The sequence below is a fragment of the Pseudomonas sp. EL_65y_Pfl1_R83 genome, from assembly GCF_963970695.1.
Lineage (GTDB): Bacteria > Pseudomonadota > Gammaproteobacteria > Pseudomonadales > Pseudomonadaceae > Aquipseudomonas > Aquipseudomonas tritici.
On sequence record NZ_CAXAQI010000010.1, the window covers coordinates 93,794 to 112,090 of the forward strand.

14 protein-coding genes are annotated in these 18,297 nt (G+C 57.9%); 2 read left to right on the plus strand and 12 right to left on the minus strand.

The features are described from left to right. Positions 1-77: 77 nt before the first annotated feature. The 9 genes from sucD to sdhC all read right to left on the minus strand — a co-directional run bounded on the left by sucD (position 78) and on the right by sdhC (position 11,466). Positions 78-959, minus strand: a complete 882-nt coding sequence (gene sucD / locus AACY08_RS16085; RefSeq protein ID WP_065872666.1) for a succinate--CoA ligase subunit alpha — start codon at positions 957-959, stop codon at positions 78-80. Continuing rightward, positions 959-2,125 carry an ADP-forming succinate--CoA ligase subunit beta gene (gene sucC / locus AACY08_RS16090; protein WP_060754516.1) on the minus strand — a complete coding sequence of 389 codons (1,167 nt, stop codon included), beginning with the start codon at positions 2,123-2,125 and terminating at the stop codon, positions 959-961. The genes sucD and sucC overlap by 1 nt, the downstream gene beginning before the upstream one ends. Positions 2,126-2,329: 204 nt before the next feature. Further along, positions 2,330-3,766 carry a dihydrolipoyl dehydrogenase gene (gene lpdA / locus AACY08_RS16095; protein ID WP_339414678.1) on the minus strand — a complete coding sequence of 479 codons (1,437 nt, stop codon included), beginning with the start codon at positions 3,764-3,766 and terminating at the stop codon, positions 2,330-2,332. A 108-nt stretch (positions 3,767-3,874) separates the two neighbouring features. Beyond that, positions 3,875-5,098: a 2-oxoglutarate dehydrogenase complex dihydrolipoyllysine-residue succinyltransferase gene (gene odhB / locus AACY08_RS16100; RefSeq protein ID WP_339470348.1), complete on the minus strand. Its 1,224-nt coding sequence runs from the start codon at positions 5,096-5,098 to the stop codon at positions 3,875-3,877. A gap of 44 nt (positions 5,099-5,142) precedes the next feature. Continuing rightward, the gene (locus AACY08_RS16105) at positions 5,143-7,974 is read right to left on the minus strand and encodes a 2-oxoglutarate dehydrogenase E1 component (protein ID WP_339470349.1); all 2,832 of its coding nucleotides are present in this window, start codon (positions 7,972-7,974) and stop codon (positions 5,143-5,145) included. A 263-nt stretch (positions 7,975-8,237) separates the two neighbouring features. Next, entirely contained in the window at positions 8,238-8,942 is a 705-nt protein-coding gene (locus AACY08_RS16110; protein ID WP_003172807.1) for a succinate dehydrogenase iron-sulfur subunit, read from the minus strand. A gap of 11 nt (positions 8,943-8,953) precedes the next feature. After that, a complete protein-coding gene (sdhA, locus tag AACY08_RS16115) occupies positions 8,954-10,726 on the minus strand; it encodes a succinate dehydrogenase flavoprotein subunit (RefSeq protein WP_065872671.1) in 1,773 nt (590 codons plus the stop codon). Between the two features lie 3 nt (positions 10,727-10,729). Beyond that, entirely contained in the window at positions 10,730-11,098 is a 369-nt protein-coding gene (gene sdhD, locus AACY08_RS16120; RefSeq protein ID WP_003172805.1) for a succinate dehydrogenase, hydrophobic membrane anchor protein, read from the minus strand. Further along, complete coding sequence (gene sdhC, locus AACY08_RS16125; protein WP_339470350.1) at positions 11,092-11,466, minus strand: succinate dehydrogenase, cytochrome b556 subunit; 375 nt, start codon at positions 11,464-11,466, stop codon at positions 11,092-11,094. The genes sdhD and sdhC overlap by 7 nt, the downstream gene beginning before the upstream one ends. Positions 11,467-11,830: 364 nt before the next feature. Between sdhC and gltA the strand changes: the two genes are divergently transcribed. Then, positions 11,831-13,120, plus strand: a complete 1,290-nt coding sequence (gene gltA / locus AACY08_RS16130) for a citrate synthase (protein WP_339470351.1) — start codon at positions 11,831-11,833, stop codon at positions 13,118-13,120. A gap of 171 nt (positions 13,121-13,291) precedes the next feature. Here gltA and AACY08_RS16135 read toward each other — a convergent pair whose 3' ends face one another. The 3 genes from AACY08_RS16135 to AACY08_RS16145 form a co-directional block, all read right to left on the minus strand. Next, positions 13,292-14,950 (minus strand): cation acetate symporter, encoded by a 1,659-nt coding sequence (locus AACY08_RS16135; RefSeq protein ID WP_339470353.1) that lies wholly within the window; start codon positions 14,948-14,950, stop codon positions 13,292-13,294. Further along, a complete protein-coding gene (locus tag AACY08_RS16140; protein ID WP_339414684.1) occupies positions 14,947-15,258 on the minus strand; it encodes a DUF485 domain-containing protein in 312 nt (103 codons plus the stop codon). Before AACY08_RS16140 ends, AACY08_RS16135 begins: the two co-directional genes overlap by 4 nt. A gap of 217 nt (positions 15,259-15,475) precedes the next feature. After that, entirely contained in the window at positions 15,476-16,327 is an 852-nt protein-coding gene (locus AACY08_RS16145; RefSeq protein WP_339470354.1) for a glycine betaine ABC transporter substrate-binding protein, read from the minus strand. 331 nt (positions 16,328-16,658) lie between these two features. Between AACY08_RS16145 and AACY08_RS16150 the strand changes: the two genes are divergently transcribed. Next, positions 16,659-18,212 (plus strand): glycoside hydrolase family 17 protein, encoded by a 1,554-nt coding sequence (locus AACY08_RS16150; RefSeq protein ID WP_339470356.1) that lies wholly within the window; start codon positions 16,659-16,661, stop codon positions 18,210-18,212. Positions 18,213-18,297: the final 85 nt, after the last annotated feature.

The window sequence follows — 18,297 nt, forward strand, 5'->3', positions numbered from 1 at the left end:
TTATAGCTGCCTTTAAACGCACAAAGGCCACCCGAAGGTGGCCTTTGTGTGGGTAAAGCGTCAGCTAAGCGCGAGGCTTATTTGACAGCCCAACCCGTCAGCTCGGACAAAGCCTTGCCGATGTCTGCCAGCGAACGCACGGTTTTAACGCCTGCGTCTTCCAGGGCTGCAAACTTCTCGTCTGCAGTGCCCTTGCCGCCAGAGATGATTGCGCCAGCATGGCCCATGCGCTTGCCAGCAGGGGCAGTCACACCAGCGATGTAGGAAACAACCGGCTTGGTCACGTGTGCCTTGATGTAGGCAGCCGCTTCTTCTTCAGCCGAACCGCCGATCTCACCGATCATGACGATCGCTTCGGTCTTCGGGTCTTCCTGGAACAGCTTCAGGATGTCGATGAAGTTGGAGCCTGGGATCGGGTCACCGCCGATGCCGACGCAAGTCGACTGACCGAAACCGGCGTCAGTGGTCTGCTTAACAGCTTCGTAGGTCAGGGTGCCGGAACGGGAAACGATACCGACTTTGCCTGGCAAGTGAATGTGACCTGGCATGATGCCGATCTTGCATTCGCCTGGGGTGATCACGCCTGGGCAGTTAGGGCCGATCAGGGTAACACCCAGCTCGTCGCACTTAACTTTAGCGTCCAGCATGTCCAGGGTAGGAATGCCTTCGGTGATGCAAACGATCAGCTTGATGCCGCCGAAGGCTGCTTCCAGGATGGAGTCCTTGCAGAAAGGAGCTGGAACGTAGATCACGCTGGCGGTAGCGCCAGTGGTTTCTACAGCTTCTTTCACGGTGTTGAACACTGGCAAACCCAGGTGCTCGGTACCGCCTTTACCAGGAGTAACGCCACCCACCATCTTGGTGCCGTATTCGATGGCTTGCTGGGTATGGAAACTACCTTGCGAACCGGTAATACCCTGGCAGATAACTTTGGTGTCTTTATTGATCAGGACGCTCATTATTTGCCCTCCGCAGCTTTGACAACTTGTTGAGCAGCGTCGGTCAGGCTGGTAGCCGCGATGATGTTCAAACCGCTTTCTGCCAGTACTTTAGCGCCCAGTTCAGCGTTGTTACCTTCAAGGCGAACAACAACCGGGATTTTAACGCCGACTTCTTTCACTGCACCGATGATGCCTTCGGCAATCATGTCGCAACGAACGATGCCGCCGAAGATATTGACCAGTACTGCAGCGACGTTGGCGTCGGACAGGATGATCTTGAAGGCTTCGGTCACGCGTTCTTTGGTGGCACCACCGCCTACGTCGAGGAAGTTGGCTGGTTTGCCGCCATGCAGGTTGACGATGTCCATGGTACCCATGGCCAGGCCAGCACCGTTGACCATGCAACCGATGTTACCTTCCAGCGCTACGTAGTTCAGTTCGAACTTGGCAGCGTGCGCTTCGCGCGGATCGTCTTGCGACGGATCGTGGAAAGTCTTCAGCTTAGGCTGACGGTACATGGCGTTGGCGTCGATGTTGATCTTGGCGTCCAGGCAGTGCAGATCGCCGTCAGCCTTGATCACCAGCGGGTTCACTTCCAGCAGGGCCAGATCGTGATCCTGGAACAGTTTGGCCAGACCCACAAAGATCTTGGCGAACTGGGCAACTTGCTTGCCTTCCAGGCCCAGCTGGAATGCCAACTCGCGACCTTGGAATGGCTGAGCGCCAACCAGTGGATCGATAGTGGCTTTCAGAATTTTTTCTGGGGTTTCGTGAGCGATTTTCTCGATGTCCACGCCACCTTCGGTGGAAGCCATGAACACGATGCGACGGCTCGAACGGTCAACGACAGCGCCCAGGTACAGCTCTTTAGCGATATCAGTGCACGATTCAACCAGGATCTTGGTGACTGGCTGGCCATTGGCATCAGTCTGGTAAGTCACCAGACGCTTGCCCAGCCACTGCTGTGCGAAGGCTTTGGCGTCTTCTTTGCTGCGAACCAGCTTAACGCCGCCCGCTTTACCGCGACCACCAGCGTGGACCTGGGCTTTGACAACCCACTCGGTGCCGCCGATTTTGTCGCACGCTTCCGCTGCTGCTTCCGGGGTGTCTACTGCGTAGCCCTTGGATACTGGCAGGCCGTATTCAGCGAACAGCTGCTTACCCTGATACTCGTGAAGATTCATGCTTTTTACCGTCTTCGTTAGGTACTGCGCATTCGGCGCTGCGCTCATTATGAGTGCCGCGCCACCTGTGACTGCTGCTTGCGCAACTTGCGGGGCTCAGGGCCCGTAAAGCTGCGCAAGACTGCGTCCAGCGGATATTCCGCGGTGAGTCTTGCGCGCAAGGCTCACGACGGGCAACTCCGCCGTGGTTTCTTATTATCTCGCTTAGCGCTTCTTGCGGTTGGCGATGTGGATGGCGCCGCCATTCACCGCCAACGCTGCTTCGTGCAACGCTTCGGACAGGGTCGGATGGGAGAAGACCATCATGCCCAGGTCCTCGGCGCTGGTGCCGAATTCCATACCGATCGCGCCTTGCTGAACCAGTTCTGCAGCGCTTGGGCCAATCACGTGGACGCCCAATACGCGGTCAGTCTTGGCATCAGCGATGACTTTGACAAAACCACCGGTGTCGTTGGCTGCCATGGCACGGCCAGAAGCAGCAAACGGGAAGGTGCCGACGTTAACTTCAACGCCTTCAGCTTTCAACTGCTGTTCGTTCTTGCCGACCCATGCAATTTCCGGGTGGGTGTAGATAACCGATGGGACCAGGTCGTAGTTCATCTGGGTCTTGTGACCCTTGATGCGCTCGACAACCATAATGCCTTCTTCGGAAGCCTTGTGCGCGAGCATCATGCCGCGAACCACGTCACCGATGGCGTACACGCCAGGCACGGTGGTAGCGCAGTGATCGTCAACGTGGATGAAGCCACGTTCGTCGATGTTCACGCCGCTGTCAGCTGCCAGCAGGTCAGTGGTCACTGGACGGCGACCAACGGCTACGATCAGCTTGTCGAATGTGATGGTCTGCTCGCCTTCTTTATCGGTGTAGGTCACAACGACTTCTTCGCCGTTGACCTTGGAACCGGTAACACGGGCGCCCAGTTTGATGTCCAGACCTTGCTTGGTCAGGGTTTTCAGGGCTTCTTTGGACACCGCGGTGTCGGCAGCCAGCAGGAACGTGTCCAGGGCTTCCAGCACGGTGACGTCGGAACCCAAACGGGACCATACCGAACCCAGTTCCAGGCCGATCACGCCAGCGCCGATCACGCCAAGACGCTTAGGAATCGATTGGAACTCCAGGGCGCCGGTCGAATCAACGATCACGTTCTGGTCAACTGGAGCAGGCGGGATGTCGATTGGGCGCGAACCTGGGGCCAGGATCACGTTCTCGGCTTCGATGACTTCAACCGAGCCGTCTGGCTTGGTGATTTCAACTTTCTTGCCGGCCAGCAACTTGCCGTGACCTTGCAGGGAAGTCACGCCGTTGGCCTTGAACAAGGTGGCAACGCCGGAAGTCAGGCCTTTAACGATGTTGGCTTTACGGCCGATCATCGCTGGCACGTCCATGGTCACGCCAGCGTGGTTAATGCCGTGGATCGCGAAACCGTCTTGGGCTTCGTGGAATTTCCAGGAGCTGTCCAGCAGCGCCTTGGAAGGAATGCAACCAACGTTCAGGCAAGTACCGCCCAATGCCAGTTTGCCTTCCTTGTCGGTGTATTTTTCGATGCAAGCAGTCGAGAGGCCCAGTTGTGCGGCCTTGATGGCGGCAACATAGCCGCCAGGACCTGCACCAATCACTACAACGTCAAATTTCTGTGTCATAAAAAGGTTCCCTTTTTAGCTGCAAGCTACAAGCTGCACGCCGCAAGTTGAAAGCACCGTTCGCCGCTTTGGGCTTGGCGCTTTCAGCTTGCGACTTGCAGCTGCTTTTTAGATATCCAGAAGCAGACGAGCTGGGTCTTCCAGCAGGTTTTTGATGGTCACCAGGAAAGTCACGGCTTCTTTACCATCGATCAGGCGGTGATCGTAAGACAGTGCCAGGTACATCATCGGGCGGATCACGACTTGGCCGTTGATGGCCATCGGACGCTGGATGATGTTGTGCATGCCCAGGATCGCGGCTTGTGGCGGGTTGACGATCGGCGTCGACATCATCGAACCGAAGGTACCACCGTTAGTGATGGTGAACGTACCGCCGGTCATCTCGTCGATGGTCAGCTTGCCGTCACGGGCTTTCTTGCCGAAGCCTGCGATGCCGCCTTCGATTTCAGCCAGGCTCATCAGCTCGGCGTTACGCAGTACTGGAACTACCAGGCCACGGTCGCTGGACACGGCAACGCCGATGTCTGCATAGCCGTGGTAAACGATGTCGGTACCATCGATCGAAGCGTTGACTGCCGGGTAGCGTTTCAGCGCTTCAGTAGCCGCTTTCACGAAGAACGACATGAAGCCAAGGCGCACGCCGTTGTGGGACTTCTCGAACAGATCCTTGTACTTCGAACGCAGGGCCATGACTTCGGTCATGTCGACTTCGTTGAAGGTAGTCAGCATCGCCATGTTCGACTGTGCTTCAACCAGACGCTTGGCCACGGTGGCCCGTACGCGGGTCATCGGTACGCGCTTCTCGGTGCGGTCGCCAGCGGCGAACACAGGCGCAGCGGCAGCCGGGGCAGCTGCCTTGGCAGGTGCGGCGGCTGGAGCGTTTTTCTTGGCTTCAACTGCAGCCACCACGTCTTCCTTGGTCACACGGCCGTCTTTGCCGGTGCCTTTGATGGACGACAGGTTGATGCCGTTTTCTTCAGCCAGCTGACGGGCAGCCGGTGCAGCGATGGGATCTTCGCCACCTGCAGCCGGAGCAGCAGCGGGAGCCGAAGCAGCAGCCGGTGCAGCGGCAGCAGGAGCAGCGGCAGCAGCGCTGCCCTCTTCGATCGAGCCCAGCACCTGGTTCGACAGAACGGTAGCGCCTTCTTCGGCAACGATTGCACCCAGTACGCCGTCAGCTTCGGCCAACACTTCCAGAACGACTTTGTCGGTCTCGATGTCGACGATCAGGTCGTCACGCTTTACAGCGTCGCCTGGTTTCTTGTGCCAGGTGGCAACGGTGCCATCGGCAACCGATTCCGGGAATGACGGGGCTTTGATTTCGATAGCCATTATCTGTGGGTCCTTAAAATTCGGTTTCAGTCAGCGCGAAGGCGTTAAACAGTGAAAGCATCTTGCAGCAGTTTTTCCTGCTGCTCGGCGTGCATCGACGCATAACCACACGCAGGTGCAGCAGAAGCGTCACGACCGGCATATTCCAGGCCCAGGGCCTGCTTATGGTTACCGATGCTGCGACGCAAATGATGCTGGCTGCTGTACCAAGCGCCCTGGTTCATCGGTTCTTCCTGGCACCACACAACATTAGTGAGGTTGGTGTAAGGCGCGATGGCCTCCATCAGGTCGTCTTCCGGGAACGGGTAAAGCTGCTCGATACGCACGATGGCGATGTCTTCGCGGCCTTCGGCACGGCGTTTTTCCAGCAGGTCGTAGTAGACCTTGCCGCTGCACAGGACCAGGCGAGTCACTTTCGCCGCGTCCAGCGTATCGATCTCTGGAATAACGGTCTGGAACGAACCATCCGCCAGATCTTCCAGGGTCGAGATGGCCAACTTATGACGCAGCAGCGACTTCGGTGTCAGTACCACCAGCGGCTTGCGCAGCGGGCGGATCACCTGGCGACGCAGCAAGTGGTAGATCTGGGCCGGGGTAGTCGGCACGCACACCTGGATGTTGTGCTCGGCGCACAGCTGCAGGTAACGCTCCAGACGGGCCGAGGAGTGCTCCGGACCCTGACCTTCATAACCGTGTGGCAGCAGCATGGTCAGACCGCACAGACGGCCCCACTTGTGCTCGCCGCTGGTGATGAACTGGTCGATAACCACCTGGGCACCGTTGGCGAAGTCGCCGAACTGGGCTTCCCAGATCACCAGCGCCTGCGGCATGGTGGTCGAGTAACCGTATTCGAACGCCAGTACCGCTTCTTCGGACAGGAACGAATCGTACAGGTCGAAACGTGGCTGGCCTGCGTACAGGTTCTGCAACGGGATATAGGTGCCCGCGTCTTTCTGGTTGTGCAGCACAGCATGACGGTGCGAGAACGTACCACGGCCGATGTCCTGGCCAGTCATGCGGATAGGGTGACCTTCGAACGCCAGGGTCGCGTACGCCATGGTTTCGGCGTAACCCCAGTTGATCGGCAGGCCGCCGGCTTGCATCTTCTGACGGTCTTCGTAGATCTTCGCAACCTGGCGCTGAACCACGAAACCTTCCGGGATTTCCAGCAGCTTGGCGGACAACTCCTGCAAGGTCTTCAGATCGAACGACGTATCGTGACGCGCAGTCCAGGCGTGGCCCAGGTACGGACGCCAGTCAACGAACAACTCTTTGTTCGGCTCTTTAACCAGGCTTTTTACAACATGCAGACCATTGTCCAGCGCGTTGCGGTATTCATCGACTTTCGCCTGAACACGCGCATCGTCAACCACGCCGGCCTTGGTCAGGCTTTCGGCGTACAGCTCACGGGTAGTGCGCTGCTTGGTGATCTGCTGATACATCAACGGCTGAGTACCGCTTGGCTCGTCCGCTTCGTTGTGACCGCGACGGCGGTAGCAAACCAGGTCGATCACCACATCGCGCTTGAACTGCATGCGGTAATCAATGGCCAACTGGGTCACAAACAGCACAGCTTCCGGATCATCGCCATTCACATGGAGGATCGGCGCCTGGATCATCTTGGCAACGTCGGTCGCGTACTCGGTAGAGCGCGCGTCCAGCGGGTTGCTGATGGTGAAGCCAACCTGGTTGTTGATGACGATGTGAACGGTACCGCCGGTCTTGAAGCCGCGGGTCTGCGACATCTGGAACGTTTCCAGGACCACGCCTTGACCGGCGAAAGCCGCGTCACCGTGGATGGAAATCGGCAGAACCTTTTCACCGGTGGTGTCATTACGACGATCCTGGCGAGCACGGACCGAACCCTCGACCACTGGAGAAACAATTTCCAGGTGGGATGGGTTGAAGGCCATGGCCAGGTGAACTTCACCGCCGGTGGTCATCACGTTGGACGAGAAGCCCTGGTGGTATTTAACGTCACCGGAACCCAGCTCAACCTTCTTCTTGCCTTCGAACTCGTCGAACAGCTCACGCGGGTTCTTGCCGAAGGTGTTGACCAACACGTTCAAGCGACCACGGTGAGCCATGCCGATCACGATTTCCTTGGTGCCGTAGGAACCGGAACGCTGGATCAACTCGTCGAGCATCGGAATCAGGCTTTCGCCGCCTTCCAGACCGAAACGCTTGGTGCCCGGGTATTTGGTACCCAGGTACTTTTCCAGGCCTTCGGCAGCGGTTACGCGCTCGAGCAGATGGCTGCGGACATCGTCAGACAGCACTGGACGACCACGCACACCTTCCAGACGGTGCTGGAACCAGTGGCGTTGCTCGGAATCGGTGATGTGCGTGAACTCAGCGCCAATGGTGCGGCAATATGTCTGCTGCAACGCTTCGTGAATTTCGCGTAGGCTCGCTTCCTCTTTGCCGATGAACAGGTCGCCGGCACGGAAGGTCGTATCAAGATCGGCATTGGTCAAGCCGTAATGATTGATCGACAGGTCAGCAGGTGCAGGACGCTTCCAGAGCCCCAGCGGATCAAGCTGGGCCGCCTGGTGGCCACGCATCCGGTAGGCCTGGATCAGTCGCAATACCTCAACTTGCTTCTTCTCGTGCTCACTGCTCACGCTGCCGGCGGAAACCGGTTGGGCGCGGCGCTGGTTCTTTGCCAGCAGCACAAACTGATCGCGAATCGTGGCGTGCGATACATCGGTGGCAGCGTTGCCGTCTGAAGACAACGTCTGAAATTTGGTGCGCCATTCTTCTGGCACAGCGTTAGGGTCGTGCAGGTAGAGCTCATAAAGCTCTTCCACATAGGCAGCGTTACCACCTGAAAGATAGCCGCTGTTCCACATGCGCTGCATCACGCTTTCTTGCATGCTTGGTCACCCTCGATTTGGGGACACCACCGGCGAAAACACCGAGTTTGCTTGCAAAAGGCCAAGTGCAGCGACCAAAACAAGCCACTTAGGATCACGCTGATAGTTCGGGTACCAACCCGAATGCCCCTGCTTGTCTCATTTCTTCAAAATAAGAGCCGCGGCTTTGTAAGTCGCTGCTCAAGTTAAAACTACGGCGCCGGTTGAAGCCTGCGCCGTAGCATTTACGGGCACAACGGTCCTGCTTTTACGAAAAACGTCGCTTACACGCCGCTCTGCAGCAGCATGTTACGGATGTGACCAATGGCCTTAGTCGGGTTCAGGCCTTTGGGACATACGTTGACGCAGTTCATGATCCCGCGGCAGCGGAATACGCTGAACGGGTCATCCAGCGAAGCCAGACGCTCGGACGTCTTGGTGTCACGGCTGTCTGCCAGGAAGCGGTACGCTTGCAGCAGGGCAGCTGGACCCAGGAACTTGTCCGGGTTCCACCAGAAGGACGGGCACGACGTCGAGCAGCAAGCGCACAGGATGCACTCGTACAGACCGTCGAGCTTCTCGCGCTCTTCCGGGGACTGCAGACGCTCGATGGCCGGAGCCGGCGTGTCGTTCTGCAGGAACGGCTTAACTTTCTCGTATTGCTTGTAGAAGATGCTCATATCCACGACCAGGTCACGGATAACCGGCAAACCTGGCAGCGGACGAACGATCAGCTTGTTGCCTTTAACCACGGCAGACAGCGGCGTGATGCACGCCAGGCCGTTTTTGCCGTTGATGTTCATGCCGTCGGAACCGCACACACCTTCACGGCAAGAGCGACGATACGAGAAACCTTCGTCCTGCTCTTTGATCAGCGCCAGTACATCCAGCACCATCAGGTCTTTACCACCGGTATCAACCTGGAACTCCTGCATGAACGGCGCAGCGTCCTGATCAGGGTTGTAGCGATAAACACTGACTTTCAACATGGCAGCCACCCTTAGTAAGTCCGAATCTTCGGTTCAAACGTCGGTACCGTCTTCGGCGAGAAGTTCACGGCACGCTTGGTTACGCGCTTGTCACCCGGGAAGTATAGGGTGTGGCACAACCAGTTTTCGTCATCGCGATCTTCAAAGTCTTCACGCGCATGAGCACCACGGGATTCTTTACGAACCTCGGCGGCGATCGCAGTCGCTTCAGCCACTTCCAGCAGGTTTTGCAGCTCAAGGGCTTCGATACGAGCGGTGTTGAACGCCTGGCTCTTATCGTTGATCTTGACGTTGGCGATGCGCACGCGCAGATCAGCCAACTGGGCAATACCCTTCTGCATGTATTCGCCGGTACGGAATACACCGAAGTAGTTCTGCATGCAGCTTTGCAGCTCGCGACGCAGGGTAGCTACGTCTTCGCCATCCGTGCGCGAGTTCAGCGCATTCAGACGGGCCAGGGCTGCTTCGATGTTGGCGTCGGTCGCGTCATCGTATTCGATGCCGTCGGTCAGCGCTTTTTCGAGGTGCAGGCCGGCAGCACGACCGAATACCACCAGATCGAGCAGCGAGTTGCCGCCCAGACGGTTGGCACCGTGTACCGATACGCACGCCACTTCGCCTACGGCGAACAGACCATGAATGATCTCGTCCACGCCTTCAGCGTTCTGGGTGATCGCCTGGCCATGAATGTTGGTCGGCACGCCGCCCATCATATAGTGGCAGGTTGGAACAACCGGAACCGGTGCAACGACCGGGTCAACGTGTGCGAAGGTCTTGGACAGCTCGCAGATGCCTGGCAGACGGCTGTGCAGCACTTCTTCGCCCAGGTGATCGAGCTTGAGCAGTACGTGGTCGCCGTTCGGGCCACAGCCGTTGCCGGCGATGATCTCTTTAACCATCGAACGGGCTACAACGTCACGGCCAGCAAGGTCTTTCGCGTTCGGCGCATAACGTTCCATGAAACGCTCGCCGTGCTTGTTGATCAGGTAACCACCTTCACCACGGCAACCTTCTGTAACCAGTACACCGGCACCGGCGATGCCGGTCGGGTGGAACTGCCACATTTCGATGTCTTGCACTGGCACGCCGGCACGCAGTGCCATGCCAACGCCGTCACCGGTGTTGATCAGGGCATTGGTGGTCGAAGCGTAGATGCGGCCTGCACCGCCCGTCGCCAGAACAGTAGCCTTGGCGCGGATATAGGTGGTTTCACCGGTTTCGATGCAAATGGCGATCACGCCGACGAATGCGCCGTCGGCGTTCTTCACCAGGTCAACCGCGTAGTATTCGTTCAGGAACGTAGTGCCGGCTTTCAGGTTGCCCTGATAAAGCGTGTGCAGCAGCGCGTGACCGGTACGGTCGGACGCGGCGCAAGTACGGGCAGCCTGCCCGCCTTTACCGTAATCCTTCGACTGGCCACCGAATGGACGCTGGTAGATACGGCCTTGCTCGGTACGGGAGAACGGCAGACCCATGTGGTCCAGCTCGAACACCGCGGCCGGGCCTTCCTGACACATATATTCGATAGCGTCCTGGTCACCGATATAGTCGGAACCCTTGACGGTATCGTACATGTGCCAGCGCCAGTCATCGTTCGGGTCGGCGGAGGCGATGGCGCAGGTGATGCCACCCTGGGCCGATACGGTGTGGGAACGGGTCGGGAACACCTTGGTGATCACGGCAGTCTTGTGACCGCCCTGTGCCAGCTGCAGCGCAGCGCGCATGCCAGCACCGCCGCCACCAATAATGATGGCGTCGAATGAAATAGTTGGAATGTTAGCCATGAATCAGATACCCCAAAGAATCTGCACACCCCAGACGAAGTAAGCGAACATCGCGACGCCGCATACTGCCTGGAAGAGGAAACGTACTGCGGTCGCAGACTTACCCAGTGCCATTGGCGTCAGGTAGTCGGTCGCGATGGTCCACATGCCAACCCAGGCATGAGCACCCAGGGCAACAAGGGCCAGCAGACTGAAGATTCGCATCGCATTGTGGGAAAACAGGCCGTGCCATTGCTCATAGCCGATGCCCGGATTTGCGACGAGGTATCCGATCAGGAAAATGAAATAAGCCGCGAGAACAACCGCAGACACACGTTGTGCCATCCAGTCATAGAGGCCCGAACGCGATAGGTTCGTAACGCTGGTTACCATATCCAAACTCCTGCCAGAACGATCAGCACCACGGAAATGGCGATGATGATTTTCGAGCCCAGGCGGCCGCCTTCCAGCGTCTCACCGATGCCCATGTCCATGATCAAGTGGCGCACACCGGCTACCAGGTGATACAGCAGAGCGGACAAGAGGCCCCATGCTACGAACTTGGCCAGCGGGCTGGTCAAGCATGCCTTCACCTCGGCGTAATCTTCCTCGGAACCCAGGGATTTGCTCAATGCATAAAGCATGATGCCCAAGCCCAGGAACAGGATGATGCCGGAAACACGGTGCAGGAACGACGTAACGCCGGTGATGGGGAGTTTGATGGTCCTTAGGTCTAGGTTTACAGGTCGTTGGCTATTCACGGCTTTTTTTCACACTTAAGAGCCCCTAACAATCAGGGCAAAGTTGTCGGGGAGTGCACTGGTCAGGTAAGCACCACCCAGGGAGTGCGACCCCCAATGAAAGCAAGCCCAAAAGCCCTTGGCGGTCGGTGGCCGAGTATAGACAGTTAGGTTACTAATGACAACGCGCTCACCTCACCCTAATAGCGGATTGCGCTGGCGGGGTAAAAGGCGTAAACGGCAGTCAATTTCGAGGAAAAAGTACGGTTAAAGCCTTCTGGGGCAAGACTTTAGGCAAATTGACATCTGAATTTATCTCACTATAGTGGTGCGGGCCCTGCGTGGGGGGTCTGTCTGATGATTTGAAGCATAAATAGGAGGCCACATGGCTGACAAAAAAGCGCAGTTGATCATCGAGGGCGCAGCCCCCGTCGAGCTGCCCATTTTAACCGGCACCGTTGGTCCCGATGTTATCGACGTACGGGGCCTGACGGCCACGGGCCGTTTCACTTTCGACCCAGGCTTCATGTCGACCGCTTCTTGCGAGTCGAAGATCACCTATATCGACGGCGATAATGGCATTCTGCTTCACCGCGGCTACCCGATTGAACAACTGGCTGAGAAGTCGGACTACCTGGAAACCTGCTACCTGCTGCTAAACGGCGAATTGCCAACAGCCGAGCAAAAAGCCCAGTTCGTCAGCACCGTGAAGAACCACACCATGGTTCACGAGCAGTTGAAGACCTTCTTCAACGGCTTCCGTCGCGACGCCCACCCGATGGCCGTCATGTGCGGCGTGGTCGGCGCCCTGTCGGCCTTCTATCATGACTCCCTCGACATCAATAACCCGCAGCATCGCGAAATCTCCGCGATCCGCCTGGTTGCCAAGATGCCGACCCTGGCCGCAATGGTTTACAAGTACTCCATGGGCCAACCCATGATGTACCCGCGCAACGACCTGACGTACGCGGAAAACTTCCTGCACATGATGTTCAACACGCCGTGCGAGATCAAACCGATCAGCCCCGTGCTGGCCGCCGCGATGGACAAGATTTTTATCCTTCACGCCGACCACGAACAGAACGCCTCGACTTCTACCGTACGTCTGGCAGGTTCTTCGGGTGCCAACCCGTTCGCCTGTATCGCCGCCGGTATCGCTGCACTGTGGGGCCCTGCCCACGGCGGTGCGAACGAAGCCGTGTTGGCCATGCTCGATGAAATCGGCGACGTCTCGAACATCGACACATTCATCGCCAAGGCCAAGGACAAGAACGACCCGTTCAAGCTGATGGGCTTCGGTCACCGGGTCTACAAGAACCGCGACCCGCGCGCCACCGTCATGAAACAGACCTGCGACGAAGTGTTGAAGGAACTGGGCATCAAGAACGATCCGCAACTCGAACTGGCCATGCGCCTGGAAGAGATCGCCCTGACCGACCCCTACTTCATCGAACGCTCGCTGTACCCGAACGTCGACTTCTACTCGGGGATCATCCTCAAGGCGATCGGCATTCCAACCAGCATGTTCACCGTGATCTTCGCCCTGGCGCGGACCGTGGGCTGGATCTCCCACTGGAAAGAAATGCTCTCCAGCCCGTACAAGATTGGCCGCCCGCGCCAGCTGTACACCGGCTACGAGTCGCGTGACATCACCAAGCTGGAAGATCGGCACTAAATTCCAGCCAAATAAAACGGCCTCTTAATGTGGCCGTTTTTTTGGCTGGAATTTAGTGAGCTGCAAGCTTCAAGCGATTAGTTACAAGCAAAAAAATACCCCTGCATCTCTACAGGGGTATTTCTCTACACAGCACTGCTTTTAACTTGCAGCTTGTAGCTTAAAGCTGCTTCAGTGCTGTACTGCCCCACTCGCCCCCAGGCCAGTTTGCGAACGCACAAACTGCGGGAAGTACAGCGCACGCTCTTTCTCTGCCGCCGCCGACTTGTCGGTGATGGAGAAGAACCAGATCCCGACGAACGCAATGATCATCGAGAACAGCGCCGGATACTCGTACGGGAAGATGGCTTTTTCATGGTGCAGGATCGAGACCCAGATGGTCGGGCCCAGCACCATCAGACCAACGGCACTGATCAAGCCCAGCCAGCCGCCAATCATCGCGCCACGGGTGGTGAGGTTTTTCCAGTACATGGAAAGCAGCAACACCGGGAAGTTACAGCTGGCCGCAATCGAGAACGCCAGGCCGACCATGAACGCAATGTTCTGGCTTTCGAACAGGATACCCAGGCCGATAGCCAAAACGCCCAAGGCGATGGTGGTGATCTTCGATACGCGAATCTCATCCTTGTCGTTGGTCTTGCCTTTCTTGATCACGCTGGCGTACAGATCATGGGACACCGCCGAAGCACCGGCCAGGGTCAAACCGGCAACCACCGCTAGGATAGTGGCGAACGCCACGGCCGAGATGAAGCCCAGGAAGATACTGCCACCCACCGCATTGGCCAGGTGCACCGCCGCCATGTTGTTACCACCCAACAAGACGCCTGCCGCGTCTTTGAACGCCGGGTTGGTGCTGACCAGCAGGATCGCGCCAAAGCCGATGATAAAGGTCAGGATGTAGAAGTAGCCAATGAAGCCGGTGGCATACAGCACGCTCTTACGCGCTTCCTTTGCGTCGCTTACGGTGAAGAAGCGCATCAGGATGTGCGGCAGGCCAGCGGTACCGAACATCAGTGCCAGGCCCAGGGAGAATGCCGAAATCGGGTCTTTGACCAGGCCGCCGGGGCTCATGATCGCTTCACCTTTAGGGTGAACCTTGATCGCCTCGGAGAACAGGGCGTTGAAGTCGAAGTTGACGTGCTTCATCACCATCAGCGCCATGAACGAGGCACCGGACAGCAACAGCACTGCCTTGATGATCTGCACCCAAGTGGTCGCCAGCATGCCGCCGAACAGCACGTACATGCACATCAAGATACCCACCAGGATGACCGCTACGTGGTAGTCCAGGCCAAACAGCAGTTGGATCAACTTACCCGCGCCAACCATCTGCGCGATCAGGTAGAACGCCACCACTACCAGGGAGCCACACGCCGACAGGCTGCGGATCTGGGCTTGCCCGAGGCGGTAGGACGCCACGTCGGCAAAGGTGTACTTGCCAAGGTTACGCAGACGCTCGGCGATCAGGAACAGAATGATCGGCCAGCCCACCAGGAAGCCGATCGAGTAGATGAGGCCGTCATAACCGGAGGAATAGACCAGCGCGGAAATCCCCAGGAAGGACGCCGCCGACATATAGTCACCGGCAATCGCCAGGCCGTTTTGGAAACCGGTAATCTTACCGCCAGCCGCGTAGTAGTCGGCTGCCGAATTGTTACGTTTGGACGCCCAGTAGGTGATGCACAAGGTGGCACCGACAAACGCGACAAACATCACGATGGCGGAGATGTTCAGCGGTTGCTTTTGCACTTCACCGGTCAATGCCTCCGCCGCCCAAACGGCCGGAGCAAAGAGCGAAGCGCCGAATACTGCCAGTAGACGCCGGATCATTGCGCAGCCTCCTTGAGAATCGCATTGTTCAGGTCGTCAAACTCGCCGTTGGCCCGCCGCACATAGATGCCGGTCAGGACAAAAGCCGACACAATCAGCCCGACACCCAAGGGAATACCCCAGGTAATCGACGAGCCGGGGCTGAGTTTTGCACCCAGCACGTGTGGCCCGTAGGCGATCAACAGGATGAAACCGGAGTAAAGCCCTAGCATGATCGCCGAGAGAATCCAGGCGAACCGTTCCCTTTTTCTCACCAGCTCCTTGAAACGCGGGCTGTTTTGAATCGAGAGGTAAATGCTGTCGTTCATTGTTTTTATCCTCGCAGCACAGCTTTTTTATTATTGGAACGTATCCACTGTATGCGGCTGCACAAAGGGTTCCAGACGACCTTAGTATTAGAACGACATGAGTGTTATCGCCAGTTTTGCACTGACTGAATTGACAGTCTTTGGCCCAGAAACGACAAAGCCCGCCTGACGACAACGCCAGACGGGCCTGCAAGGTGCTATCTAGACACTTCGGGTTTTATTTACCAACCCACTCGGCGACACGCTCAGGGTGCTTGGCGACCCAATCCTTGGCCGCCACATCAGGCTTGGCACCGTCTTGTATTGCCAGCATGACTTCGCCGATTTCGTCCTTGGAAGCCCACTGGAATTTCTTCAGGAAGGCTGCGACTTGCGGCGCTTTCTTCTCCAGGCCCTTGCTGCCGATGCTGTTGACGGTTTCAGCAGCACCATAAATCCCTTTTGGATCGTCCAGGAAACGCAGTTTCCACTTGGCGAACATCCAGTGTGGCACCCAACCGGTAACCACAATGGATTCCTGCTTGTCTTCGGCACGGGCCAGCTCGGCGATCATCGCCGCGCCCGAACTGGCTTGTAGCTTATAGTCGAGGCCATATTGCTTGATGGCTTCGTCGGTCTTGAGCATCACACCTGAACCTGCGTCAATGCCGACGATTTTGTTGTTGAAGGTGGTGTCAGTCTTGAGGTCTTCGATGGACTTGGCCTTGACGTACTCCGGCACGATCAAGCCGATCTTAGCGTCCTTGAAGTTGGGGCCGTAGTCGACCACCTTGCCCTTGTTCTTGGCCCAATACTCACCGTGGGTGACCGGTAGCCAGGCAGAAAGCATGGCGTCGAGCTTACCGGTGGCAACAGCCTGCCACATGATCCCGGTGGCGACCGCTTGCAGTTTCACGTCATAGCCGAGCTTTTGCTTGATCACCTCTGCCGCCACGTGGGTGGTGGCAACGCTGTCAGACCAGCCATCTACGTAGCCGATGCTCAGGGTTTTGCTGTCGGCGCTGGCCAGTGTGCAGCTCATCGCAACTGCCAAAGTGGCAGCTGCGCCCAAGAGTCGTCGCATCTTCATTGTGCTTCCCCGAAAGTGCTGCGCCCAGCGGATGCCGAGCGACGTCAACCTGTTGTTCTGTGGTGACCGCACCCCCTTCATGCGCATCGATCCGGCTGCTGCGCCGTCAGTGGAGTGCTGACCCCTCGATCATCGACCTGACTGGACTTGGAACCTGCTCTGTCAGCGACCTTGTACAAGCAGGAAACGACATCACATCGCCAGCAGGACAGTTTGTAGAGCTTGACGCCAAAATCCCGCCCGAACTTTGCATGTCAAAATTGTGCTGCCCCACTGGCACGCGCCAAATCCGGGTAAGATGCGCGCCTTTGCTCTTCCAGATAAGCTGACCATGCCCGCGAATGCCCGCTTCCCTGCCCTGCCCTATTTCTTCGCCTTGCTCCTCGGCCTGTTGGCCCTGATCGGTTACTGGTATGGCCTCGGCCGGCCCGTGGTGTTACCCGATGTCGCCAGTGCCACGCACAAGATACAGTGCGCGTCGTACACGCCGTTCGACAAAGACCAATCGCCGTTTGACCAGCCGTTCAAACTGCGCCCGGAACGCATGGACGCCGACCTGGCCCTGCTGGCCACCCGCTTTGAATGCATTCGCACCTACTCCATGACCGGCCTGGAAGCCTTGCCGGACATGGCGCGCAAGCATGGGCTGAAGGTGATGGCCGGCGCCTGGGTCAGCAGCGATCCGGTGGCGACCGAAAAGGAAATCGACCAGTTGATCGCCTCGGCCAACGCCAGCCCGGATGTCGTGACGTCGGTGATCGTCGGCAACGAAGCCCTGCTGCGCAAGGAAGTCACCGCCACGCAACTGGTAAAGCTGATCCATAAAGTCAAAAGCCAGGTCAAGCAGCCGGTGACTTATGCGGATGTGTGGGAGTTCTGGCTGCAACACCCGGAAATAGCTCCGGCGGTGGATTTCCTGACGATTCACCTGTTGCCGTACTGGGAAGATGACCCCTCCGGCATCGACCAGGCCCTCAAGCACGTGGGCGATGTGCGCCAGACCTTTGGCAACAAGTTTGCGCCCAAGGACATCCTGATCGGTGAAACCGGCTGGCCCAGTGAAGGCCGCCAGCGCGAAACCGCGGTGCCAAGCCGGGTCAACGAAGCCAAGTTCATGCGCGGCTTTGTGGCCATGGCTGAGGCCAATGGCTGGCGTTACAACCTGATCGAAGCGTTTGACCAGCCCTGGAAGCGCGCCAGCGAAGGCGCCGTGGGGGGTTACTGGGGCCTGTTCGATGCTGATCGCCAGGACAAGGGTATCCTCGCCGGGCCGGTGACCAATGTGCCGTACTGGTCACTGTGGCTGGGAGTGGGTGGGATTATCCTGCTGGGCACCTTGGCGCTGGGTGGGCGTGTACGCAGCACGCGCGCCGCCATTGCCCTGCCGCTGCTGGGTGCAGTCGCCGCCTGCTCCATCGGCACCTGGGCTGAGCTGAGCCGGGTGACCGCACGCTTCAGTGATGAATGGGTGTGGGCAGGTTTGCTGATGGTGTTGAACCTGTCGGTGCTGGCGCACGCCGCGCTGGCTTTGAGCGCGCGCGAAGGCTGGCGTGAGCGGGCGTTCAACTGGCTGGAGCAGCGTGCAGGCTGGCTGGTGGCGATTGCCGGGTTTGCCGGCGCAGTGATGATGTTGGCGTTGGTGTTTGACCCGCGTTATCGCAGCTTCCCGAGTGCGGCGCTGGTGCTGCCTGCTCTGGTGTACCTGGTACGTCCGGTGACGGGGCCGCGTCGGGAGATCGCGCTGCTGGCTTTTATCATCGGTGCCGGCATTGCGCCGCAGTTGTACCGTGAAGGGTTGTTGAACCAGCAGGCTTGGGGTTGGGCGGTGGCCAGCCTGCTCATGGTTGTGGCTTTGTGGCGTTGCTTGCGGGTGCGTAAGGCTTAACAGCGCTTTCGCGAGCAAGTCGAAGCGTAGAACCGCCGCTCGCATATTTGACCGAGTACATCCCTTGGAATGCGGTCGAATGTGT

Excerpts from the sequence above, each read along its gene's own strand:
- lpdA (WP_339414678.1), bottom strand. The coding sequence starts at position 3,766 with ATGACACAGAAATTTGACGTTGTAGTGATTGGTGCAGGTCCTGGCGGC.
- sdhA (WP_065872671.1), bottom strand. The coding sequence starts at position 10,726 with ATGGCTAACATTCCAACTATTTCATTCGACGCCATCATTATTGGTGGC.
- AACY08_RS16110 (WP_003172807.1), bottom strand. The coding sequence starts at position 8,942 with ATGTTGAAAGTCAGTGTTTATCGCTACAACCCTGATCAGGACGCTGCG.
- AACY08_RS16105 (WP_339470349.1), bottom strand. The coding sequence starts at position 7,974 with ATGCAAGAAAGCGTGATGCAGCGCATGTGGAACAGCGGCTATCTTTCA.
- sdhD (WP_003172805.1), bottom strand. The coding sequence starts at position 11,098 with ATGGTAACCAGCGTTACGAACCTATCGCGTTCGGGCCTCTATGACTGG.
- AACY08_RS16135 (WP_339470353.1), bottom strand. The coding sequence starts at position 14,950 with ATGATCCGGCGTCTACTGGCAGTATTCGGCGCTTCGCTCTTTGCTCCG.
- AACY08_RS16140 (WP_339414684.1), bottom strand. The coding sequence starts at position 15,258 with ATGAACGACAGCATTTACCTCTCGATTCAAAACAGCCCGCGTTTCAAG.
- sucD (WP_065872666.1), bottom strand. The coding sequence starts at position 959 with ATGAGCGTCCTGATCAATAAAGACACCAAAGTTATCTGCCAGGGTATT.
- AACY08_RS16150 (WP_339470356.1), top strand. The coding sequence starts at position 16,659 with ATGCCCGCGAATGCCCGCTTCCCTGCCCTGCCCTATTTCTTCGCCTTG.
- AACY08_RS16145 (WP_339470354.1), bottom strand. The coding sequence starts at position 16,327 with ATGAAGATGCGACGACTCTTGGGCGCAGCTGCCACTTTGGCAGTTGCG.
- odhB (WP_339470348.1), bottom strand. The coding sequence starts at position 5,098 with ATGGCTATCGAAATCAAAGCCCCGTCATTCCCGGAATCGGTTGCCGAT.
- gltA (WP_339470351.1), top strand. The coding sequence starts at position 11,831 with ATGGCTGACAAAAAAGCGCAGTTGATCATCGAGGGCGCAGCCCCCGTC.
- sucC (WP_060754516.1), bottom strand. The coding sequence starts at position 2,125 with ATGAATCTTCACGAGTATCAGGGTAAGCAGCTGTTCGCTGAATACGGC.